This window comes from Halarchaeum grantii (assembly GCF_014647455.2).
In the GTDB taxonomy this organism is placed as follows: Archaea; Halobacteriota; Halobacteria; order Halobacteriales; family Halobacteriaceae; genus Halarchaeum; species Halarchaeum grantii.
The window spans coordinates 69,675-91,137 of sequence record NZ_BMPF01000003.1 but is presented as its reverse complement, the minus strand read 5'-3'; the positions used below and the strand labels follow the sequence as shown (position 1 = coordinate 91,137).

Genomic DNA, 21,463 nt, shown 5'->3' with positions numbered 1-21,463 from the left:
CTATGCCGTGGCGTAGGCGACGACGAGCAGGACCGCGTTGTACGTCGCGTGCGTCGCGATGGGAACGGTGAGGTTCCCCGTGTACTCGTAGAGCGCGCCGAGGACGGCGCCGACGGCGGCGATGAGGAGCGCGCCAGCGACGATGGGCGCGAGCGCGCCCGTGTAGTTCGCGAGGTGCATCGAGCCGAAGAGGAGGCTCGAACCGAGGACGGCCGGGACGGGGCCGATGTGCTGGCGGAGTCGGCCCTGAACGGCACCCCGGAAGAGGAGTTCCTCGGCGGGCGCGACGAGGACGACCGAGAGCGCGGCGAGACCGAGGAAGAAGACGGGGTCGTGCGCGCCGACGTCGCCGACGACGGAGCCCGGAACGAGGTCGAGCGCGCTCAGCAGCGCGGAGAGGGCGACGGCGAGCGCCACGGCGGCGACGACGCCACCGGCCGCGACGAGCGCGTCGCGACGCGACGGCGCGGCGAGTCGGACGGGGACGCCTCGCCGGCGGACGTAGCCGTAGCCGACGGCGAGGAACCCGAGCTGACCGGCGGCGGTCGACGCGAGGAGGACGCCCATGGACTGGACGTCGTAGCCGAGGACGAAGAGCGGAACGAGGAAGACGACGCCGACGAGGAGCGAGACGAGGAGCGCGGCGACCGTGAGGCCGACGGCGTCCGCCGCCGCTCGCGCGGGGCTGCCTGTCGTGGACATACGCTGCTAGCTCGCGCGGCGTCAGGAAAACCGTTCGGGCGCCGCGTGCTCGCACGTCACTCGCGCGCGGCTCAGCGCCACGGGCGGCCCCGAACCGGCCACTCGAGCGCGACGTCGAAGCGCTCGGTCCGCCAGAGCGCGGCGACGAGCGCGAGCGCCCCGAGCACCGGGAGCCAGTTCGCGAACGCGAGGTTGACGAGGCCCCAGAGGAGGACGAAGCTCACGAGGTCGTCGAGCGCGAACGCGCAGGCCTCGAGGCGCGCGCGCAGTCGCTCGTAGTCGAACGCGCGGTCGAGCGCGAACGCGGCGACGCTCGCGGAGAGGACCCACCCCGCGTAGTTCGAGAGCGGGACGCCGTAGTAGACGCCGCCGTCCGCGTACGCCCAGAAGCCGAGCGCGACCGCGCCCGGGTCGAGGACGCCGTCGATACCGACGACGAGGAGGACGACGGCGGGGAGGCGGACCCGGGGGTCGTCGGCGCGCGGGCCGAGCAGGAGGACGGTGAGGAGGAAGGCGTTGACGACGAGCGGCACGAAGAACAGCGGGAGCGCGAGCGGGACGCCCGCGAGCATCGGCCCGAGCTCGACGCCGTAGGCGAACTCGCCGTACGGCCACCCGGTCGTGGTGCCGACGTACTCGATTGCGTAGCTGTACGCGCAGAGGCCGCCGAGCGCGCCGGCGGCCCGCCGGTCGAAGAGCGGTGCGAGGCCGGCGGCGAGCGGGAGGCGCAACATGAGCGTGCCCGCGACGAGCGCGACGGGGCTGAACGCGATGGCAGCCGGGAGGTAGCCCTTCGCGCCCGCGATCATCGAGCACGCGCCGACGAGCGGCGCGACGACGGCGAGCGTGAGGCGGTTCTCGGTGACGAACGCGTCGAGCGCGCGCTCGACGCGCCCGCGCGGCGGGAGGCGCTCACGCACGCACGACACCCCACAGCCCGCCGATGGTGAGTATCGCGCCGACGACGGCATTGACGGCGGGGAACCACCAGTACGCGCGATCGAGTGCGACGTCGCTGGCGTGGAGGCCGAGCGCGAAGAGCGGGTAGACGGCGAGCAGGGCGCCGGCGCGGACGTCGAGGAGGCCGAAGACGACGGCGGCGAGGAGCCAGCACGCCCCGCAGTAGGCGAGCGCGCGTGTCTCCCCGAGGACGGTCGCGGTCGTGTCGATGCCGGCGCGCCGGTCCGGTTCGATGTCGGGAATCGCGGAGAACGTGTGCATCGCCATCGTCCACAGCCACCCGCCGGCGATGGCGGGGAGCGGCGCCGTCTCGCCGGTGAGCGCGGCGTAGGCGGCGACGCCGGGGAGGACGTAGAGGCCGTTCGAGAGCGAGTCGAGCGGCGGCTTCGTCTTCAGGCGCGGCGGCGCGCTGTACGCCCAGCCGAGGGCGAGGAAGGCCAGAATCCACGGTGCAGTCGCGGGGAGGGCGACGACGAGGGCGACGCCGAGGAGGGCGCTCACGGCGACGGCGGCGACGAGCACGGGGTCGCCGCGATAGCGGCGCTCTCGCCCCTCCTTCTTCGGGTTCTCCGCGTCCACGTCCGCGTCGAAGACGTCGTTGACGCCGTAGAGGTAGACGTTCGCGGGGAGGAGGAAGTACGCGAGGAGCGCGAGCGACGCGGGCGCGTAGAGGTCCGCCGTCGAGCGCGCCCCGTACGCGATGCCGACGAGCGCGGGGCCGGCGAGGTAGAGCCAGAACCGGGGGCGCGACTGGACGAGGAGGCGCCGAAGCCGACTCATGTCGTGTGCGTGCGTCGGCGCGCATCCTCGAGGACGGCGTCGGCGGCGTGCTCGCCGCTGATGAGGCACATCGGGACGCCGATGCCGGGCCGCGTGAAGCCGCCGGTGTAGTAGAGGCCGTCGAGCGCGTCCGAGCGGTGGTCGGGGCGCAGCGGGCCGGTCTGCCGGAGGGTGTGCGCGAGGCCGAGCGCCGTCCCCTCGGCGGCGTTGTAGCGCTCGGTGAACTCGGAGACCGAGAACCGTTCCTCAACGACGATGCGGTCGCGGAGGTCGACGCCGGTGTTCGCGGCGATGTCGTCGAGGAGTCGGTCGCGGTAGGCCTCCCGAACCGCCTCGGTGTCGTCGAGGCCGGGCGCGATGGGGACGAGCGCGAAGAGGTTGCTGTGCCCGTCGGGCGCGACGGTGTCGTCCGTCTTCGAGGGCGCACAGAGGTAGTAGGCGGGGTCGTCGGGCCACGCGGGGTCGTCGAAGATGGCCTCGAAGTGCGGACTCCAGTCCTCGGGGAGGACGAGCGTGTGGTGGGCGAGCTCCGCGAGGTCGCCCTCGACGCCGAGGTAGACGAGGAACGCGGAGGGCGCGTAGGTGCGCGACTCCCAGTAGTCGGCGTCGTACTGGCGGTCGTCGGGGGCGAGCAGTTCCTGCTCGGTGTGCTTGTAGTCGGCGTCGGAGACGACGACGTCGCTCGTGACGCGCTCGCCGCCCGCGAGCTCGACGCGCATCGCCCCGCGTTCCCCGCGAATCGCGGTCACGTCCGCGCCCGTCCGGTAGGTCACGCCGCGCTCCGCGCCGAGGTCGGCGATACCGTCGACGACGGCGCCGAGGCCGCCCTCGGGGTAGTAGACGCCGAGGTTCAGGTCGACGTGACTCATCAGCGTGTAGAGCGCGGGCGTGTTCGTCGGCGACCCGCCGAGGAAGACGAGCGAGTACTGGACGAGCTGCTGGAGCTTCGGGTGCTCGAAGTACTCCTCGACGTGCTCCTGCATCGAGGAGAGGAGGCCGAGGCCGCGCGCGTTCCGAATGACGTCCCAGTCGACGTAGTCCCGGAAGCGCGGGCGGTCCGTGTAGACGAAGTGCTCCATGCCGACCTCGTAGGCCTCCTCGGACTGCGCGAGGTACTCATCGAGGGCGTCGCCGGCGCCGTCCTCGTAGGACTCGAAGAGCGCGCGCATCGCCGCGAGGTCGCCGGTGACGTCCACGGTGTCGCCGTCCGCTCGCGACTCGCCGCCCTTCCAGAAGACCCGATAATGCGGGTCGAGGCGGTCGAGGGCGTAGTAGTCCGTGGGCTCGCGGTCGAAGGCGGCGAAGAAGCGCTCGAAGACGTCCGGCATCAGGTACCACGACGGTCCCATGTCGAAGCGGAAGCCGTCGCGTTCGAGGACGCTCGCGCGCCCGCCGAGCTGGTCGTTCTTCTCGACGACGGTGACGTCACAGCCGGCGTCCGCGAGGTAGCACGCCGTCGCGAGTCCGCCGAACCCGCCGCCGACGACGGTGACGGACGGACGGCTCACTCCCACACCCCCCGGAGCGTGGAGACGGCGGCACGCGCACGCGTTCGGACGGAGCGCGCGGAGCGCCGCGACCCGCGCTCGGCCTCGCTCCCATCGACGCGTGGGACGTCGCTGACGGCGTAGAACGTCTCGACGGGGTCGTGGGTGCGCCACCAGTGGTAGCCGGTCGCGGCGACGAGGGAGAGTCGCCGTGGTGTCGAGAGGGTGCGGCGCTCGCTGAGCGTGTCGTAGCCGTGCTCGCGGATGACGCGGTGGTGGTCGGCGTAGAGGACGGCGGCGAGCAGGACCGCGAACCGGCAGTCCTCGGGGAGGAACTCGATGCCGGCGACGCCCTCGCGGTAGAGGCGCTCGGTGCGCCGGAGCTCCGCGCGCATCAATGCGGCGTACCGCTCGGAGAACGAACAGTCCTCGATCTCCTCGACGGTGACGCCGTGGGCGTCGAGGCGCTCCGTGGGGAGGTAGATGCGGTCGTAGTCCCGAACGTCCTCCCGAACGTCCCGGAGGAAGTTCGTGAGCTGGAACGCCTCGCCGAGCGCCTTCGCGTGCGGCCGGGCGGCCGCGACGTCCGCCTCGCTCATCTCGTCGCCGGCCGCCATCACGTCGAGCATCATGTAGCCGACGGAGACGGCGGAGCCGCGCAGGTAGGCCTCGAGGTCGTCGTGGGTCTCGTAGCGGCGCGTCTCCAGATCCATCGCCATCACGTCGAGGAACGTCTCCGTCTCCTCGCTCGGGATGTCGTAGGTGTCCGCGAGCTCGCGATAGGCCTCGATGACGGGGTTGTCCGTCTCCGCGCCGTCGAGGACGGCGGCGCGGATCTCCGCGAGTTCGTGGCGCTGGCGCTCGGCGTCCCGGTCGGTGTCGTCCACCACGTCGTCCGCGACGCGGAAGAACCCGTAGAGGACGTACGTGGGGCGACGGACGCGCTCGGGGAGGAGGCGCGTCGCGAGGTGGAACGTGGGGCCGGTCCGCTGCTGTATCGCCTTGCTCGTGGCGACGTCGTCGGAGGATACCATGATTCGTGACGCGGCCACACCCGGCGGCGTCGAAGACGGTCGGTACGCGCGGGCCCGTGGCTTCAGTAACGCTACACTCGGCGCCGGTAAGAGAGTGGTGCCCGACTAGTAAGGTATCACCAGTCGAAGGCGGCGGCGAACACCTTCCGCTCGGCGGCCCGGAGGTGCTGGTGGAAGGTCGAGCGCGAGATGCCCATCGACTCGGCGAGCGCGTCGCCGGTCACCGAGCGGTTGGCGTCGTAGTAGCCCGAGAGGTAGGCCTTCTGGAGCGCCGTGAACTGGCGGGTGGTGAGCGCGTCCCCGAGGCTCTCGAGCGCCGCGCGCTCCGTCGTCGGCGGGCGCTCGCTCTCCCGGTAGCTGACGACCTCGACGGCCGGGTAGCGCTCGCGGACGCGCTCGACGACGGCGCGGGCGTCCGAGCTCGCCGGGAGGTCGACCTCGATGCGCCCGACGCCATTCGTCGCACGCATCTCGCGCACGCGCACGCCGCGCTCCGCGAGGTCGTCGACGAGCGACCCGCCGCGGAGGCGACACTCGAAGAGGCTCGCCGTCTCGGCGTCCCCGACGACGCCCATCGACGCGATCGCGGGGACGTCGTCCGCTGCCGCCACCACGGTCTCGGCGTCGGCGTCGACGTCGAAGAAGAGCAGCGGCGCGTCCGCCTCGTCGACCATTCCGCGATAGCGCACTGTCGCGTCGAGACGCGTCGAGAGGTCGACGACGAACAGCGACGGATCGGCCAGCTCGAACTCGACGGCGACCGTCTGGTCGGCCGCGATGAGGCGGCGTGACTCGCGCGCGCTCAGCGCCGTCGCGACGGTGCGGCCGAGCGATTCAAGGACCGTCCGCTCCGACTCGTCGAGCGCGGCGGCGGTCGGCGCGGCGACCACGAGCACGCCGTACGTCGTCCCGCGATAACGGAGCGGGATCGCGGCGACGCCGCCGACGTCCGCGAGCGGTACGCAGTCGCTCGCGCGAGCGCCGGTGACGTGCTGGACGCGCCCGGTCCGCACGGCGCGCGCCGCCGGGTGGTCGGCGTCCCGGGGGACGGTGAGCGCGGCGGCGTCGACGTCGGTCGTGTCGCGGGCGCGCCACGCGTGCGGGCGGATCTCCCCGGACGCGTGGTCGACGTCGCCGAGCCAGACGAGCGAGTAGGCGTCGACCGCGGCGAGGCGCTCACAGACGGCGTCCTCGACGTTCGCGCGCCCGTCCGCGCTCACGACGGCGCGCGTCACGTCAGCGACGACGCCTTCGAGGCGCTCAAGGAGGCGGGCGAGCGACGCGCGCTCGCGCTCGAGGGCGGCCTCCGCGCGCTTGCGCGCCGTGACGTCCGACTGGAAGCCGACGAAGTGCGTCACGCGCCCGTCGTCGTCGCGCAGGGGCGCGACCGTCACCTCGTTCCAGAACGCCTCGCCGTCGGCGCGGTAGTTGCGGAGGACGACCGTCGTCGGCTCCTCGTTGGCGACGGCATCGCGAAGGTCGGCGACCGCCTCGTCGGCCGTCTCGGGCCCCTGGAGGAACCGGCAGTTGTGCCCGAGGACGTCCTCGCGCGCGTAGCCCGTGATGCGCTCGAAGGCGTCGTTGACGTAGACGAGCGGGTTGTCGGAGCGGGTCGGGTCGGTGACAGCGATACCGACCGGGGCCTCCTCCATCGCCCGGAGTCGCACGTCGGGGATCGGGTCGGCCGATGCGTCCATGACCGACACTAGGGAGCGAGTGGCCAAATGAGCGTTCCGGACGGGTAGAACTGGTCGTATTTGACTATATTCACATAGTATAAGTTCATCCGGGTTCAAAGCCGAAGTATGACTGATGATGTGTCCACGAAGTCCGGAGATAAATCGTACGATGCGGATTTCGAGTCGACGGTCGACGCGGTGCGCACCGCGGACGGCGACGCCGGCGACCCGCCCGCCGTCCGCGGCGTCGTCGAAGTGAGCGGCGGCGAGTCGGAGTTCACGCTCTACCCGCCCGACGTCGAGGAAGCCGCCCTCGCGACGACGTGGCTGTCGGCGCGCGAGGGGTCGTACGTCTCGCTCGACGACTACCGCTGAGTCCGCCACGACCGTATAGCGGGCGTACGCCACAGCGACGCGTATTGGCTCGCGCGTACGGCTCTCGATGACGCGCTCACTCGCCGCGGCGGCGTCGACCTCTCTCGCCCCCTTCGAGGTGGCGACAACGCTGGCGACGGCGGCGACCGACCCGACACCGCGCTGTCCGCCGTTCTCGTGTGCGCCGCCAAGCGGGGCGTGCGTCGTCGTCGGGGGTGGATTCGAGGAAGTCACCAGCGATAGATACTGTTCCCGAATCAGACATGTACCGCGTGTCGAGGCGGTGTCAGCTGTGGGGTTACGCGTCCCGATACTCGTCGGCCCACGTTTCGACGGCGTCGAATACCGGCGCGAGAGCGCGGCCACGCGCCGTCAGTCGGTAATAGGTCGCAATCGGGCGCTCCTGCACGCGGCGCTCGACGAGTCCGGTGGTCGCGAGGTCGTCGAGGACGCGCGAGAGCGTCGACGGACTGCTCCCAGTTCGGCGCTCGAGTTCGCTGAAGCGGTGTTCGCCGTCCCGAAGGGCGTGGAGGATTCGGAGATGCCACTCGGAGCCGACCGTCTCGGCGAACCACCGAATCGCGCGCGTAGGACCGTCTTCGTCGGTTCTGTCTACCATGCGGTGAGGCGGGAGGAGAGTGCGGCGGTTCGGGCGCGTGTGCGCCGGTCGCTACGGGGCCGCGTCCGACTTCGTTCCCCTCAGAGTTCGGGAACGTCGGACGGCATGTCGAAGTCGTGATAGTACTCGCCCTTCTCCTTCGAGAGGATGTCGAGGACGGCGGCGGCGCCGTCACCGACGGCGATCGCGGCCTGCCACTTCGTGTCGCGACCCATCGCGCCGGTCGCGTAGACGCCGTCGATGGAGGTCTGCATGTCGACGTTCACGTCGACGACGTCCTCGTCGGTGAACGCACAGCCGAGGTCCTCGGCGAGGTCGCGATTGCCGCCGGTCGCGAGCACGACGTAGTCGGCCTCGTACTCGCCGTCCTCGGTCGTGAGCGCGAAGCCGTTCTCGGTCTCTTCGACGCTCGTGACCTCCTCGTCCTCGTGGAGGTCGGCACCGCGTGCGTCCGCCTGCTTCTGCGCGACGTCGATGAACGACATCCCGTCGATGGAGCGCACGCCCGGGTAGTTGAAGAGGTGGGCCTTGTGCATCCACGTCTCGTCGGTGTCGAAGACGACCGTCTCGAGGTCGTTCTTCGCGGCGAACTGTGCGGCACTCAGGCCGGCGGGACCGCCGCCGACGACTGCTACGTCTACCATACGTGTTCGTGACGGCGCGGACGTAAAGAGGTTTACCATCTGGTCAAGATCCAAGCCACGCGCCGGCCGCCCACACCGCTCGCCCGTGGTTCGACGGCCCAAAGACGTATACGCACTCGCTGTACACGGATACAGTTGTAATACCGAGAGGTCCCCTCGGGGCGGGCGACGCGTCCCGGCGGGACGCTCGACGGCACGACCCGGCCGTCGTCGCCACCGGCCACGGCCAGCCGCTCGACGTCGCCTCCGTCGAGGTACGCGTCGCCGACCACGACGTCGGTGCACGCGTCGGCCGTGTCTCAGCCCCTGACGTGCATGTCGCATCCACGGCGGGCGACACCCGAGCGTGTCCCGAAGGGCCGTGCGTCCGCGTCCTGTATTCCCGTACAGGAACGCCTCTTGTCGGTGGAGCGCGTATCCACGCGCATGTCCACCGCAGACGCCACGCCGACCGTCGACGTCACCGAACCGGCCGCCGAACAGGCGCTCGACCTCCTGGAGGGCGAGGGCATGGACACGGACGTCGCGGGCCTGCGCCTCTTCGTCCAGCAGGGCGGTTGTGCCGGCCTCTCCTACGGGATGCGCTTCGACGGCGCGCCCGAGGACGACGACGACGTCGTCGAGGCCCACGGTCTCCGCGTCTTCGTCGACCCCGCGAGCGAGCAGTACGTCGAGGGGTCCGTGCTCACCTACGAAACCGGCCTCGAGAACGCGGGCTTCGACGTCGAGAACCCGAACGTCTCGCGCGAATGCGGCTGCGGCGAGTCCTTCCGAACGTGAGCGCCGTGAGTGACGCCCCGATGGCCGCCCGGGCGCGCGTCGTCGGCCGCCTCCGACCGGGCGACTGCGTTCGGGGCCGCCTCGCCGAGGGCGACGTGTTCGACGCGGACGTCGTCGGGGCCGAACGCGACGCGGCGGGCGTCCGCGCCGCCCTCGTGCCGACCGGCGTGAGTCCGGCGTCGACGCGCTGGCGCGTTCGCGTCCCGCGCACCCGCGGCGCGTGGCGCTCGCCGCGCTTCGAGCGGCGACTCGACGGCGCGTGGACGACGCACGACACGGTCGTCGAACTCAGGCGTCGCTGTCGGTAGCGAGCGCGTAGAAGGGAAAAGACGCAGACCTCAGAAGACGAACGGGCCCTGCTGGCGGATCGGCTCATCGTGGGGTTCGCCGGCGACGGCGACGAGACGCAGTACGCCCTCGTCGCTCGCCACCTCGACGTCGCGTGCGTCCGTAACGGGGAGGACGTCGCCGACGCCGAAGTCGCTCCCGGCCACGGTGCCCTCGCCCTCGACGCCGTAGAGGAAGCCCGACCAGCCCTCGGGCATCGACCACGTCCACGCGTCCGAGACATGGACGTCGAGATACTCCATCTCCGTCCGGAGGTCGATGGGGGAGCCCTCGCCGACGACGGTGGTGACGGTCGCGCCGTCGCGCGCCTCCGTGGGGAGGTCCTCACTCGAGGCGTCGATGTAGTCGGGGTCGGCCTCCTTCTCCGAGCGCGGGAGGTTCACCCAGAGCTGGAGGCCGTTACAGGCCTGCCCGTCGGCGGGGAACTCGGAGTGGCGGATGCCGCTCCCGGTCGTGATGCGCATCACGTCGTCCTCGTAGGCGGTGTGCTCGACGCCGAGGGAGTCCTCGTGGTCCATCCCGCCCTCGATCATGTAGGAGACGATTTCGAACCCCTTGTGCGGGTGCATCGGGAACCCCTTGTCCGGGTCGATGTAGAAGCGCTCGAAGAGGACGAACGGGTCGAGGTTCCCCGGATAGTTGTTCGTCGGGAACGCGCGATTCGAGTTCACGCCGGTCCCGTGCTGGACGGTCTGCCCCGCGACGGGGTCGTCGGGACCGCGCGCGGTCTCGTCTGTAGCCATACACGACGGGATGCCCTCAGTACTGATAAGCATCCCGTATGCGGAAGTGGAGTGATGGTATATGTCTGACTTGCTGATTCTAATACCCTCACTTGCTTGTTCAATAGGCCCTTAGGAATCCTTATCGAAATAGTCACCTATCGTACTTGAATGTGGTACAGCGAACGTTCATATCCGTCCCGCGTATAGTGGGCGGTGTAGACATGAGCGATTACGAGCTACCGCCGCTGCCGTACGAGTACGACGCACTGGAACCGAGCATCTCCGAGCAGGTGCTGAACTGGCATCACGACACGCACCATCAGGGCTACGTGAACGGCTGGAACGCCGCCGAGGAAACCCTCGAAGAGGCCCGCGAGGAGGGCGACTTCTCCGGCTCCGCTGGCGCCATCCGGAACGTCACCCACAACGGCTCCGGCCACGTTCTCCACACGCTCTTCTGGGAGTCCATGGGCCCCGAGGGCGGCGACGCGCCCGAGGGCGACCTCGCAGAGCGCATCGAGGAGGACTTCGGGTCGTACGAGGCGTGGAAGGGCGAGTTCGAGGCGGCCGCCGGCGCCGCCGGTGGCTGGGCGCTGCTGGTGTACGACACGCACAGCAACCAGCTTCGCAACCTCGTCGTCGACAAGCACGACCAGGGCGCGCTCTGGGGTGCACAGCCCATCCTCGCTCTCGACGTCTGGGAGCACTCCTACTACTACGACTACGGTCCCGCTCGCGGCGACTTCGTCAGCGCGTTCTTCGACGTCGTCGACTGGGAGGAGCCCTCGGCGCGCTACGAGCAGGCCGTCGAGCGCTTCGAGTAACGAGACTCCCCCGGAGTCTCGAAGAAACGAGCGGGGCGTGCACGCGACCCGCGAGTAGTCCGACTCGGAGAGTCGGACGGACACACGAACGGGCCGCAGGCCCGTGAGTAACGCGGTTCCGTAGCAAACCCCGCACACGCGACCGGCCCATTTATTCTCCGACGGTTGGCATCCCGTCGCGGGGCCACTCGGCCCCGGTCTCACGTTCCGCAGAGCGACCGCATCGGCCGACGGCGCCGACGCGTGAGGCGTGCTACTGCGTGAGGCCTTCGACGACCGCGGTGTCGGCGACGGCACCGGTCTCGTCGACGCGCACGCGGAGTTCGTCGCCCGCGCAGGGGAGCGCGAGTTCGACGCGGAGCGGGTCCTCGGAGACGACGTCCGTGCGCGTGTCGCTGACGCACCAGTCGAAGTGCCAGAAGGGCTCGGTGCTGAGGTCGACGTCGCGTTCGGCGAAGAAGACGAGGACGGGCGCGGCGTCGAGGAGGGTGACGCCGAGCGTGGACTGGAGGCGGTAGTTACAGCGCTCGCAGACGTGCTCGACGGCGACGTCGAGGGCCGAATCGTCGGGGTCGCGGACGAGCGTCGTCTCGACGCTGCCGGTACATTCGGGGCAGACGCCGTCGGCGGCGAGACAGTAATGGTGGCGAACGTAGTGGTGGAAGGCCGCGAGGAGGTCCTCGGTGGAGCGGTCGTCGAGGCCGCCGGAGGGGAACGGATAGCTCACTTGGACGGCGCCGCAGTCCGTGCAGCCGATGGTGAGCGTGTCGTCGACGTACCAGCCGTGGAGGTCGCCCCCGCAGTCGTAGCAGTTGCCGCTCGCGGGGAAGAAGCCGAGCTGCGCGCGCTCGGTGAGCGTCCCCGTGAAGATGGCGCTCACGACCTTGCGTCCCGGTGAGCGGAACTCGTAGCCGTCGTCGCCCTGCTTGACGAAGTGGCCGGTGAGCTTGCGGAGGTGGTAGCTGAAGTTCGCGCTGTCGTCAATGTCGACGCGCTCGAAGAGGTCGGTGAAGCTGACGGGGTCGTCGTCGGCGCCGAGCTCGAGGAGCGCGCGGAGGATGTCGACGCGCGTGTCGTTGCCGAGGACGGAGAACACCTCCGCCGGGAGCATCCGCGATTCGGTCCGGGGGGTGGGCGGGTCGGCGCGCTCGGTGTCCGCCTCCGCGCCGGCGTCGGCCGTCCGGTCGAACTGGCTCATGGTCGCCCTATCGCTTACCAAGTGGTAAAACCTATCGGGTGGAACGGCGCCACCGCTCGTGACCGCGTTCACGGCGTCGCGCGCTGCGGACGCCACGCTTTTGCCGGGCTTCCCCGTAGCCCGGCTATGGTCGACGGCACCAAGATCACCGACCTCGAGTCGGTCCCGCTCCTCGGATCGTACCTCTTCACCGCCGAGGACATGTTCACGAACGAGGAGGAGGTCATCCTCGTGCGCTGCGACGACGACCCCGGTGTCGAGGCGTGGATGAACAACTGCCCGCACGAGAGCCAGCGCTTCGACCGGGGGGACGGCGCGCCGATGCGCGACGGCGAGATCGTCTGCCCGAAGCACGGCTCGCACTTCGACGCCTGTACCGGCGAGTGCGACAACGGCGAAGCCGCCGGAACGACGCTCCCGGACGTCGACATCGCCGTCGAGGACGGCGCCGTCTATCTCACGGACGACGACTACACCTACCTCCATGCGGGTCCCGCAGCGGAGGACGACGGCCCCGGTTCGACCTCACACCTCTCGTTCTGAGACGCGAGCCTAATAAGTCGCTCCCGCGTAGGAGCGCGTATGCCCGCCGCGAACGACTCCGCGTCGTCACGGGAGACGCGCGAAGCCATCATGGAGGCGACGTTCCGTGCGCTCAGCGAGCACGGCTACACCGACCTCCGCGTGCGCGACATCGGCGAGGAGTTCGAGAAGAGTCGCACCCTCATCCACTACCACTTCGACGGCAAACACGACCTCATCTCCGCGTTCCTCGAGTACCTCGTCGAGCAGTACGAGGACCAGCCCGACATCGACGCCGAGGCCGACCCGTGGGCGACCCTCGAGGCGCGCATCGAGCAGTGTCTCTTCGGCCCCGAGCTCGGCGCCGACTTCGACCACTGGGAGCGCATGACCGTCTACCACGAGCTCTTCTCGCAGGCCCAGCACCACGAGCGCCACCGCGAGCTGTTCACCGAGCACTACGCGGTCCTCCGCGAGAACGTCGCCACGGTGCTGCGCGCCGGCATCGAGCAGGGCGCGTTCCGCGACGTCGACGTCGACGACGTCGCCCAGCTCCTCACCGACGTCATTCACGCCGCGCGAGCGCGCAAGATCTCGCTCGGCCACGACGACGCCCCCGAGCAGGCGCGCCGCGCCGTCGTCGAGCACGTCTTCCCGACGCTCGAACCCGAGGACGGCACGGCGTAAGCGCGTGAGGGGTGCGACGGAGCCGCTCCGTCAAGCGGCCTGTGAGCGCCGCCGTTAGAAGCCGCCGCGCGTGACGATCTCCGAGAGGGGTTTGCGGCCGTTCGGCGTCTCGCCGCCACGGAGGTCGTCCGGGAGCGTCTCGGGCGGCGCGCGTTCGCCGATCGCGATCATCACCTCGACGTCGTAGTCGGCGGGCACGTCGAGGGCGTTGGCCGCGGCGTCGCGGTCGAACCCGCCCATCGGGTGGACGACGAGGCCGCGTCGCGTGCCCTCAAGCGCGAGGTTCTCCCACGCCGCGCCCGCGTCGAAGGTGTGCGCGGAGAGCGTGCGGCCCTTCGCGTCCGTCGTCTCCGAGCAGAGGACGGCGAGCACGGCGGCGTCGGCCGCCCACCGTCGGTTGTGGTCGTTCACGAATCCGAGGAAGGTCTCCCACTCGTCGTCGCCGCGCTCGGCGTACGCGAACCGCCACGGCTGGCTGTTGCGCGAGGACGGCGCCCAGCGTGCCGCCTCGAAGAGCGGGAGGTACTCCGACTCCGCGAGCGACGCGCCCGTCATCGCGCGCGGCGACCAGCGGTTGAGGAAGAGCGGGTCGACGTCGTGCTCCGGCGTCCGATTCGCGGCGACCTCCTCGCGGAGCGGTCGCGAGGGTTCAGGGTGAGTCATTGTAGACCGATACGCGGTAGTGAAATAAACTCCCTTCGGCAGCGGTGGCGTCGGCCGCGAGTCAGCGCTGGCACGGGGGATGGAAGCCGGGCTCTCGACGCGGCCCCGGGATTTAAGCCGATAGGGGATAACCGGAGCGTATAGCTTTGCTTTTGGCCCGTTGATGGATCTCGCTCGCCGTACGCGGGCCGCACCCGGCGACCGGCCGAGACGTGCGGCGTCGACGCGTTCGGGCACACGCTTTATCCGTCCACCGACCGTTGTCTCGGGTATGGACAGACTCACGCGTGCGGTCAGTCGAGCGAAGTACGCAGCGGTCGGTGCAGCGGTCGGCGCCGGCCTCGGCGGTCTCGTCAGTCGGAACGCGGCGAGCACGGGCGGCGCACTCGGCGGCCTCGTCGGCGCGGTACTCGGCGAGACGAGCGTCGGCGTCGCGGACACCTACACGGACCTGAAAGAGCGCGTCAAGTAGCGACTCACGCCGCGTCGTCGTCGACGCGGTCGACGCCAGTGAACTCGAAGCGCGCGCCGCCCGCCGTCCCGGTCGTTATTCTGACGCTCCACCCGTGAGCGGTCGCAACGTCGCGGACGATGGAGAGGCCGAACCCGGAGCCACCGTCGCGCGTCGAGAACCCCGAGTCGAAGACGTTCTCGCGGCTCGCGACCGGGATGCCGCGCCCGTCGTCCTCGACGTAGAAGCCGTCCGGGAGGTCGCCGACGCGAACGACCGTCGCCGCGTCGTTGTGGTCGCGAGCGTTCCGCAGGAGGTTATCGAGCACCTGCCGCAGGCGGTTCTCGTCCGCGAGGACGACCGCGTCCGTCTCGACGTCAACGTGCAGGGACGCCCCGGGGACCGCCGCGCTCGCCGTCTCGACGACGTCGGCGAGCCGGACCGGCTGGGGGTCGGTCACCGTTTCGCCCTGCCGTGAGAGCGTGAGCAACTCCTCCAAGAACGCGTTCGACCGAGCGGCGGTCGTGCGTATCGTCTCGAAGTGGCGCGGGTCGCCGGTCTCCTCCGCGAGGTCCGCGTAGCCCGCGATGAGCGCCAGCGGGTTCCGCAGGTCGTGCGCGACGACGGTCGCGAACTCGTCGAGGCGGACGTTCCGGCGCTCGGCGTCGCGGCGCTCGCGCTCAATGGCCGAGACGTCCTGCAGGAGGACGACCCAGCCGTACGTCTCCCCGCCGCGCGTGAGCGGCGAGCGCGCGAACTGGACGATGCGCTCGCGCCCCTCCGCGTCCGCCTCCTCGAGCGTCACGAGCACCGGTGATTCCGCCGCGACGCGCTCGTACTGCGGGAGCACGGCCGACGCGTCGCGCCCGAGGGCGTCCGCGCGCGTCCCGAGTATCGCCTCCGCCGTCGGGTTCAACTCGACGACGCGCTCGTCCGCATCGAGGACGACGACGCCGTCGCTCATCTGCGAGAGGACGACGTCCCACGCCACCGGCACCACGTCGAGGACGCGATAGCGGAAGATCGCGAGCCCGAAGCACACCGTCGAAACCGCGATCGACACCGGCGTGAGGTTCACGCCGACCGCCCCGAACGGCGACGGGCCGACGAGGCCGAGGGCGTTCAGCGCGAGCGGGACGAGCGCGCCCCCGACGAGGAGCGCGCCCTCTCGGCGACGCGACGTGCCCGTCTCCGTGACGTACCACGTGATGAGCAACGCCCCCGCCGCGACCGCCGTGTAGGAGTACGCGAGGAAGAGGTGGTAGAGCGGGCCCAGCGTCGTGTCGAGCACGACGAGCGAGGACGCTACCGAGAGGTGCGCGTCGATGAGGACGAGCGACCCCGGGTTCGTCGGGAGCGCGCAGAGGAAGACGAGCGGAACCGCGGCGACGACGAGGACGCGCCGCCACGTCAGCCAGCGCTCGCGGCCCGTGTACGCGATCGCGAAGCAGAGCCACGCGGGCGGGACGAGCGCCGCGCCGAGGTGGAGGAGCTTGTACGCGAAGAACTTCACCTCGAAGCCCGTCGCGGCGAGCGACACCGCGTAGACGCCCGCCCACACCGCCCCCGCGAGACAGAGCACCACGAACGACCCCAGATACCAGCGCCGCCCCTCGCGGCGCAACACCAGCGACCCATAGCACGCCCAGACGAACGACGTCGTCGCTGCGAGGAACAACACCAGCACGTACGGAGTCGATTGCCACGGCATTACCTGTCAGTGGTAGAACTGAGGACGGGAGCGGACTAAAAGGCGCCGGGGCGAAAGTGGGGCGCCGAACCCGACACTATCGCCCGTACCGAGCCGCGGCGTCACACGAGCAGGAGGACGGCGGTGTAGCCGGCCGCACCGAGCGCGAACGCCGCGAAACGGCTCTCGCGCTCCTCTGGCACCTCCTCCTTGATGACGTTGAGGATGACGCCGCCCGCGAGGAACGCGAAGAGCACGGCGAGCGCCTGCCGGCCGATCGGGACGACGAACCCGACGCCGAGGCCGAGGAGGACGGCGGCGGCGAGCACCCACCGCCCGCGAGCGTGGTAGGCGTCGCCGTGGTGCTGGCGCAACGCCCAGTCGTTCACGAGGAAGTGGAGCGCCATCGCGACGCCGAAGAGGACGAGGCTCGCGAGGCCGCTCTCCTCGCGATGCAGGAGGAGGTAGCCGACGAGGAGGTTGTAGAGCGCGAACGCGAGCACGTGCATCCAGAACACGCGCAGGCCGCCGCTCGCGTCGGCGTCCGGCTCGCGCGTCGAGCGTTTCGCGGCGCGCTCGACGCCGTAGTAGGCGAGGAAGCCGACGAGCGCGACGAGGTAGACGTGGTGTTCGAGGAACGCGAGGCCGAACGGTTCGGGGCCGACGTGCGCGGAGGCGCGACCGATCTCCGGGAGGACGTGCACGAAGACGTACGCGACGGAGACGCCGCCCGCCACGGAGAGCCAGCGACTCCGTGGGAGGCGATCGAGGACACGGAGGCGACGACCGTAGAGGTGGACGAGCGCGAGGCCGAGCGCGAGCGCCACCGCGACGAGTTCGACGGCCACCGGCGTCGCGTGCACACTCATCGTTTCATCGGTCCCGGTTTCCGCGCGCGGGCGGGTAGGGCTTCCGGCCGCCCCGCAGCGTGCGTCGCGGGGCGACGCTCAGAAGTTCTCGACGATCGCGCTCACTTGCGTGTGCGTCAACTCCGCCGTGTAGAGGTCGAAGAGGAGGCGCCGGCGTGGCTCGGAGAGCGAGCGGTTCCCGCCCTCCAGCATCGAGATGTGCGCTTGGACGAGCCCGTCGACTTCGCGCTCGACCGCGCGCTGCGTGTAGTCGGCGGCGACACGCAGTAGCTGCCAACTTTTCGGCGAAATCGCGGTCAACTGGACGTTCTCCATGGGTCGCTCTGACGCTCTATGGTGAGCACGTATTCACCTATTAATCGTTCCGTTCGAGCGCGCAGAGACGAGGCGTCGGTCAGCGTGCCCCCGGGGCGTCCGGGATGGGCGCGGCCTTAGACCTCCGTGAACGTCCAGAGCTGGCAGGGGTCGCCGGTGGCGGCGTACTGCTGGACGTTGTCGCCGTTCGCGGTGCCGGCGTTCGCGACTTCGAGGAGCTTCCCGCTGTTGGCGTTCGTGACGCGGAACTGGCCGCCGCCGACGTCCTCGACGATCCAGTCCTGGCAGGCGCTCCCGGTGTCGGCGTACTGCTGGACGTTCGCGCCGTCGCTCGTCGACGCGCCCGCGACTTCGAGGAGCTTCCCGCTGTTGACGTTCGTGAGCGTGTAGGTGCCGTCGCCGTTCGCGCTGACGGTCCAGTCCTGACAGGTGTTCCCGGTCTCCACGTACTGCTGGACGTTCGCGCCGTCACTCGTCGACGCGCCCGCGACTTCGAGGAGCCGCCCGCTGTTGACGTTGCGGACGTGGTAGGTGCCGTCGGGGAGCGCGCCACGGTCGTAGCTCCCGGCGTTCGGTCGCGGGCTCTGCGCGCTCGGCGTGCCGGTGCGCGCGACGACCGGCCAGTCGGTGTCCGTCCACTGGATGCGGTCGATCATCATCTGGCGCGTCTCGTTGCTCGTGGTCGCCTCGACGTGGTACACCATCCACCAGTCGCCGTTCGCGTCCCGGATCGCGTCGTTGTGGCCGGGCCCCGTGAACTGGTCGTCGCCGGAGAGGATCGTGACGCCGCTCCGGTGTTCGTTGAGGTCGCGCAGGTCGGTGCCCTCCCGGTTGTAGTACGGGCCGGTGAGGCTCTCCGAGCGCCCCACCTCGACCTCGTACGTGCTGTCGGCGCCCTCACAGCAGTGGCCAGTCGAGTAGAAGAGGTAGTAGTAGCCGTTCTCCTCGACGAGCATCGGCCCCTCGCGCATGTCGCCGGCGAGCTGGAAGGTCGTCCCGGGGACGTAATCGGCGCCGTCGCTGGTGAGTTGGACGCCGTAGATGCCGTACCAGCTCCCCCAGATCATGTAGGGCGTCCCGTCGACGACGCGGAACTCGGCGTCGATGCAGTTCGTCATCCCGAGGTCGTTCGCGCGGAAGACCGGCCCCTGATCGGTGAAGGTGTCGCCCGGGTTCGCCGCCGTCGCCAGCCCGATGCCGGGGTTGTCGCTGCTCCCCCACGTCGAGTAGGAGTAGTAGAGGTGGTACTGCCCGTCGTAGTAGTTGATGTCCGGCGCCCAGACGCCCGCGTCGTCGCTGCGCCAGTCCGGATAGCTGTCGAACGCGGAGTGCGTGTACGTCCAGTCGACGAGGTTCGTCGACTCCGCTACCGGAACGATGTCGTTCGGGGTCTCCGTGCCGTAGGCGTAGTAGGTGTCGCCCGCCTGAATCACGGAGACGTCGCCGAAGCCGACCGGCCCGACGGGGTTGTGGTAGTGCTGGCTGCTCTCGTCGGCCGACGCCGACCCGCTCACGCCGACGCCGCCCGCCGCCGCCAGCGCGCCGACGCCGAGACCCTTCAGTACGCTCCGCCTGTCCATCGCGTCGCGAGTGTTCTCGTCGAACATGCAATCATCACAAACGATGAGTAACTAATAGTTCTTTTCGTGGTGTGTTACTATCGAAAGAACACGAGTTATGGAGAGAAGCCGGTGGGTCCACTCGACGGAAACCGCCGTGGCGTCCGGTCGTCGCGGACGCGGGCGGCCGTATCCATCCGACGGCCGAAAGCCGGAGTCGCGCGTGGGGTAGGCGAACCCTTTTCGCCCGGACGAGCGACAGCGCTACCCATGCGTGTCACCGTCATCGGCGCGACCGGACACATCGGGAGCTATCTCGTGCCGCGACTCGTGCGCGCCGGCCACGACGTCGTCGCCATCAGTCGGGGCGAGCGCGACCCCTATCGGGACGACGGCGCGTGGGCCGACGTCGAATCAGTCGAACTGGACCGCGAGGCCGCCGAGGAGCGCGGCGAGTTCGGCGACGCAATTCTGGGCACGGACCCGGACGCCGTCGTCGACCTCATCTGCTTCGAGCCGGAGAGCGCCCGCGCGCTCGTCGACGCGCTTCGCGGCGAGGTACAGCACCTCCTGCACTGCGGGACGGTCTGGGTGCACGGCCCGAGCGACGTCGTCCCCACGACCGAGGACGAACCCCGCACTCGCCGGCCGCTCGGCGAGTACGGCCGCAAGAAGGCCGCAATCGAGGAGTACTTGCTCGACGAGGCGCGGCGCAACGGCGTCCCCGTCAGCGTCCTCCACCCCGGGCACATCGTCGGCCCCGGGTGGGCGCCCCTCAACCCCGCCGGGAACTTCGACACCGACGTCTTCGGGCGGCTCGCGCGCGGCGAGGAAGTCGCGCTCCCGAACTTCGGCCTCGAGACCATCCACCACGTCCACGCCGACGACGTCGCGCAGGGCTTCCAGCGCGCGCTCGAGAACTGGTCGGCCGCCGTCGGCGAGAGCTTCCACGTCGTCTCCCCGCGCGCGCTCACACTCCGGGGCTACGCCGAAGCCGTCGCCGACTGGTTCGGCCGCGACGCCGACCTCACCTACCTCCCCTTCGAGGAGTGGGCCGAGCGCCCCGAGTACGACGCCGACGCCGCCGAGGCGACCGAGGAACACATCCGCTACAGCCCGAACGCGAGCATCGAGAAGGCCCGCGAGAAACTCGGCTACGAGCCCCGCTACACCTCCCTCGAAGCCACCCGCGAAGCCGTCGACGCCCTGATCGAGGCCGGCGACATCGATATCGAGGAGTAGCGAGCCGACCGGGAGGAACCCGGAGGCCGCTCACGGCCGGTCGGCGACCGGCATACGGGGGTTGGCCGACGCGCGTGTCGCAGTCAGTGGTGCCGACCTAGATCCCGAGCCACTCGTCGTCGCGGACCGCGTAGCCGTTCTCCCGGCAGAACGACGCCGCGTGGCGCCGAACCTCCCGCGACGTCGGGAGCGCGTTCTTTTTGCGGACGCGTTCGACGACCCAGTCGCAGACAGCGGTGACGCCCGCGTCGTCGTCCTGGGCGTCGGCCGCGACGAGGGCCGCGAACGTGAGCTCGTAGGCGTTGCGCTGTGACCACCCGAACTCCGCGTTCGGCAGCGTCTCGCTCGCCTCGATGACGCGCGTCATCGCCGCCGCGACGGTCGGTCGCCGCACCTGCACTCGGACGGCCGCCGGCGAGTCGAAGCGCTCGGCGTCCGTCTCCGGAACGAGGTCCCGAACGGTGTAGCGATTCGCCGCCGACTCCACCGTGTGGTCGCCGACTTCCGCGACGACCTCCGCGCCCGTCGCCGGGAACTGGATCGCGTCGAGGTCGACCTCGAACGCGTCGCGCTCCACGACGTCGACCGGCGGTTCGCGCTCGTCGCCGCGCTCCAGTTCGGTTTCGATGTCGCGCTCCTGCTGGCGTCGCTCGGCGTCCCGGGCCTGCTTCTCGCGACCGCGTTTGTCGTCTGCCATCCGAAACAGGAGGTGCCCCAGTCGGATAGCCCTGTGGGCGTTCGGAGGACGAGCGTCGTGATGGCGGACGTCGAGGTGGGCCGACCCCGAGGGGGCCCGGATCGCGCGTTCGATCAGAGACAACAGACCACCTCAAATCAGGTATCGAACGGTCGGCCGACAGTAGGTGGATGGGTCGGATCACAGAATCTGAGAGGTAAATAGACATTTTGCTAATATACCTGTGAGAGTGATAAGTGGGGAGAGAAGCCACGAGTCAGGACCGACAGTCCAATCGGTTCAGCGATCGGTTTCGCTGGAGGAGCCGAGCGGTCGCAATACGAGAATTTCCCGGATAGGGGAGATATGAGAGCGGATACGATATGAGCTGGTTGTTAGGAAAGACCAGCGTAAAAACCCACGCGGAGTGAGAGAGTGCCCGGAAAAGAGATCCGAAGAGTGTGGTAGGTCATTCTGGACCAGAAAATTTAGAGACATATTTCCGGTATAATGTGGTCGATAGTGGTGTTTTTTCTCGCTTCTGCCAGATGTTGATGTGTGACCGGCACGGAGACGGCCAGAGAATACGTGAGTATACTATTGTTTGATAGAATATCGATAGTATTTCTAAACA

The 21,463-nt window shown here is 69.7% G+C and carries 24 protein-coding genes; 8 read left to right on the top strand and 16 right to left on the bottom strand.

What is annotated here, in order from left to right; translation table 11 throughout:
• The 6 genes from IEY12_RS10405 to IEY12_RS10380 form a co-directional block, all read right to left on the bottom strand.
• Positions 1-702: a CPBP family intramembrane glutamic endopeptidase gene (locus IEY12_RS10405; RefSeq protein ID WP_188883652.1), complete on the bottom strand. Its 702-nt coding sequence runs from the start codon at positions 700-702 to the stop codon at positions 1-3.
• Between the two features lie 71 nt (positions 703-773).
• Entirely contained in the window at positions 774-1,673 is a 900-nt protein-coding gene (cruF, locus tag IEY12_RS10400) for a bisanhydrobacterioruberin hydratase (RefSeq protein WP_188883651.1), read from the bottom strand.
• Positions 1,615-2,442: a prenyltransferase gene (locus IEY12_RS10395; protein ID WP_188883650.1), complete on the bottom strand. Its 828-nt coding sequence runs from the start codon at positions 2,440-2,442 to the stop codon at positions 1,615-1,617. Before IEY12_RS10395 ends, cruF begins: the two co-directional genes overlap by 59 nt.
• Positions 2,439-3,956, bottom strand: a complete 1,518-nt coding sequence (locus IEY12_RS10390) for a phytoene desaturase family protein (protein WP_188883649.1) — start codon at positions 3,954-3,956, stop codon at positions 2,439-2,441. The genes IEY12_RS10395 and IEY12_RS10390 overlap by 4 nt, the downstream gene beginning before the upstream one ends.
• Positions 3,947-4,963 (bottom strand): phytoene/squalene synthase family protein, encoded by a 1,017-nt coding sequence (locus IEY12_RS10385; RefSeq protein WP_188883648.1) that lies wholly within the window; start codon positions 4,961-4,963, stop codon positions 3,947-3,949. Before IEY12_RS10385 ends, IEY12_RS10390 begins: the two co-directional genes overlap by 10 nt.
• 116 nt (positions 4,964-5,079) lie before the next feature.
• The gene (locus tag IEY12_RS10380; RefSeq protein WP_188883647.1) at positions 5,080-6,660 is read right to left on the bottom strand and encodes a bacterio-opsin activator domain-containing protein; all 1,581 of its coding nucleotides are present in this window, start codon (positions 6,658-6,660) and stop codon (positions 5,080-5,082) included.
• A gap of 108 nt (positions 6,661-6,768) precedes the next feature.
• Between IEY12_RS10380 and IEY12_RS10375 the strand changes: the two genes are divergently transcribed.
• A complete protein-coding gene (locus IEY12_RS10375) occupies positions 6,769-7,017 on the top strand; it encodes a DUF7511 domain-containing protein (RefSeq protein WP_188883646.1) in 249 nt (82 codons plus the stop codon).
• 298 nt (positions 7,018-7,315) lie between these two features.
• Here the strand turns inward: IEY12_RS10375 and IEY12_RS10370 are convergent, their stop codons facing one another.
• Complete coding sequence (locus IEY12_RS10370) at positions 7,316-7,636, bottom strand: winged helix-turn-helix transcriptional regulator (RefSeq protein WP_188883645.1); 321 nt, start codon at positions 7,634-7,636, stop codon at positions 7,316-7,318.
• A gap of 80 nt (positions 7,637-7,716) precedes the next feature.
• Positions 7,717-8,280 (bottom strand): FAD-dependent oxidoreductase, encoded by a 564-nt coding sequence (locus IEY12_RS10365; RefSeq protein WP_188883644.1) that lies wholly within the window; start codon positions 8,278-8,280, stop codon positions 7,717-7,719.
• 426 nt (positions 8,281-8,706) lie between these two features.
• Here IEY12_RS10365 and IEY12_RS10360 point away from each other — a divergent pair, with 426 nt between their 5' ends.
• Together IEY12_RS10360 and IEY12_RS10355 are read left to right on the top strand one after the other, a co-directional pair.
• Entirely contained in the window at positions 8,707-9,060 is a 354-nt protein-coding gene (locus tag IEY12_RS10360; protein ID WP_188883643.1) for a HesB/IscA family protein, read from the top strand.
• The gene (locus IEY12_RS10355) at positions 9,057-9,368 is read left to right on the top strand and encodes a hypothetical protein (protein ID WP_188883642.1); all 312 of its coding nucleotides are present in this window, start codon (positions 9,057-9,059) and stop codon (positions 9,366-9,368) included. The genes IEY12_RS10360 and IEY12_RS10355 overlap by 4 nt, the downstream gene beginning before the upstream one ends.
• 30 nt (positions 9,369-9,398) lie before the next feature.
• Here IEY12_RS10355 and IEY12_RS10350 read toward each other — a convergent pair whose 3' ends face one another.
• The gene (locus IEY12_RS10350; protein ID WP_188883641.1) at positions 9,399-10,151 is read right to left on the bottom strand and encodes a pirin family protein; all 753 of its coding nucleotides are present in this window, start codon (positions 10,149-10,151) and stop codon (positions 9,399-9,401) included.
• A 203-nt stretch (positions 10,152-10,354) separates the two neighbouring features.
• Between IEY12_RS10350 and sod the strand changes: the two genes are divergently transcribed.
• Positions 10,355-10,957: a superoxide dismutase gene (gene sod, locus IEY12_RS10345; RefSeq protein ID WP_188883640.1), complete on the top strand. Its 603-nt coding sequence runs from the start codon at positions 10,355-10,357 to the stop codon at positions 10,955-10,957.
• Between the two features lie 253 nt (positions 10,958-11,210).
• Here sod and IEY12_RS10340 read toward each other — a convergent pair whose 3' ends face one another.
• Positions 11,211-12,155: a winged helix-turn-helix domain-containing protein gene (locus tag IEY12_RS10340; protein ID WP_188883639.1), complete on the bottom strand. Its 945-nt coding sequence runs from the start codon at positions 12,153-12,155 to the stop codon at positions 11,211-11,213.
• Positions 12,156-12,281: 126 nt separating this feature from the next.
• Between IEY12_RS10340 and IEY12_RS10335 the strand changes: the two genes are divergently transcribed.
• Both IEY12_RS10335 and IEY12_RS10330 read left to right on the top strand, forming a co-directional pair.
• Positions 12,282-12,698 (top strand): Rieske (2Fe-2S) protein, encoded by a 417-nt coding sequence (locus IEY12_RS10335; protein ID WP_188883638.1) that lies wholly within the window; start codon positions 12,282-12,284, stop codon positions 12,696-12,698.
• Positions 12,699-12,737: 39 nt separating this feature from the next.
• Entirely contained in the window at positions 12,738-13,364 is a 627-nt protein-coding gene (locus tag IEY12_RS10330; RefSeq protein WP_188883637.1) for a TetR/AcrR family transcriptional regulator, read from the top strand.
• A 54-nt stretch (positions 13,365-13,418) separates the two neighbouring features.
• On the opposite strand, the gene IEY12_RS10325 is transcribed toward IEY12_RS10330, so the two are convergent.
• Positions 13,419-14,027 carry a nitroreductase family protein gene (locus IEY12_RS10325; RefSeq protein WP_188883636.1) on the bottom strand — a complete coding sequence of 203 codons (609 nt, stop codon included), beginning with the start codon at positions 14,025-14,027 and terminating at the stop codon, positions 13,419-13,421.
• A gap of 271 nt (positions 14,028-14,298) precedes the next feature.
• On the opposite strand from IEY12_RS10325, the gene IEY12_RS10320 reads away from it, so the two are divergent.
• Complete coding sequence (locus IEY12_RS10320) at positions 14,299-14,499, top strand: glycine zipper 2TM domain-containing protein (RefSeq protein WP_188883635.1); 201 nt, start codon at positions 14,299-14,301, stop codon at positions 14,497-14,499.
• A 4-nt stretch (positions 14,500-14,503) separates the two neighbouring features.
• Here the strand turns inward: IEY12_RS10320 and IEY12_RS10315 are convergent, their stop codons facing one another.
• The 4 genes from IEY12_RS10315 to IEY12_RS10300 form a co-directional block, all read right to left on the bottom strand.
• Complete coding sequence (locus tag IEY12_RS10315) at positions 14,504-16,189, bottom strand: sensor histidine kinase (RefSeq protein WP_188883634.1); 1,686 nt, start codon at positions 16,187-16,189, stop codon at positions 14,504-14,506.
• Between the two features lie 101 nt (positions 16,190-16,290).
• Entirely contained in the window at positions 16,291-17,037 is a 747-nt protein-coding gene (locus tag IEY12_RS10310; protein WP_188883633.1) for a hypothetical protein, read from the bottom strand.
• A 78-nt stretch (positions 17,038-17,115) separates the two neighbouring features.
• On the bottom strand, positions 17,116-17,352 hold the full coding sequence (locus IEY12_RS10305) for a hypothetical protein (protein ID WP_188883632.1): 237 nt from the start codon (positions 17,350-17,352) through the stop codon (positions 17,116-17,118).
• 116 nt (positions 17,353-17,468) lie between these two features.
• A complete protein-coding gene (locus IEY12_RS10300) occupies positions 17,469-18,959 on the bottom strand; it encodes a family 43 glycosylhydrolase (RefSeq protein WP_229871182.1) in 1,491 nt (496 codons plus the stop codon).
• A 222-nt stretch (positions 18,960-19,181) separates the two neighbouring features.
• Between IEY12_RS10300 and IEY12_RS10295 the strand changes: the two genes are divergently transcribed.
• On the top strand, positions 19,182-20,153 hold the full coding sequence (locus tag IEY12_RS10295; RefSeq protein WP_188883631.1) for an NAD-dependent epimerase/dehydratase family protein: 972 nt from the start codon (positions 19,182-19,184) through the stop codon (positions 20,151-20,153).
• A gap of 97 nt (positions 20,154-20,250) precedes the next feature.
• Here IEY12_RS10295 and IEY12_RS10290 read toward each other — a convergent pair whose 3' ends face one another.
• The gene (locus IEY12_RS10290) at positions 20,251-20,850 is read right to left on the bottom strand and encodes a DUF5789 family protein (RefSeq protein WP_188883630.1); all 600 of its coding nucleotides are present in this window, start codon (positions 20,848-20,850) and stop codon (positions 20,251-20,253) included.
• Positions 20,851-21,463: the final 613 nt, after the last annotated feature.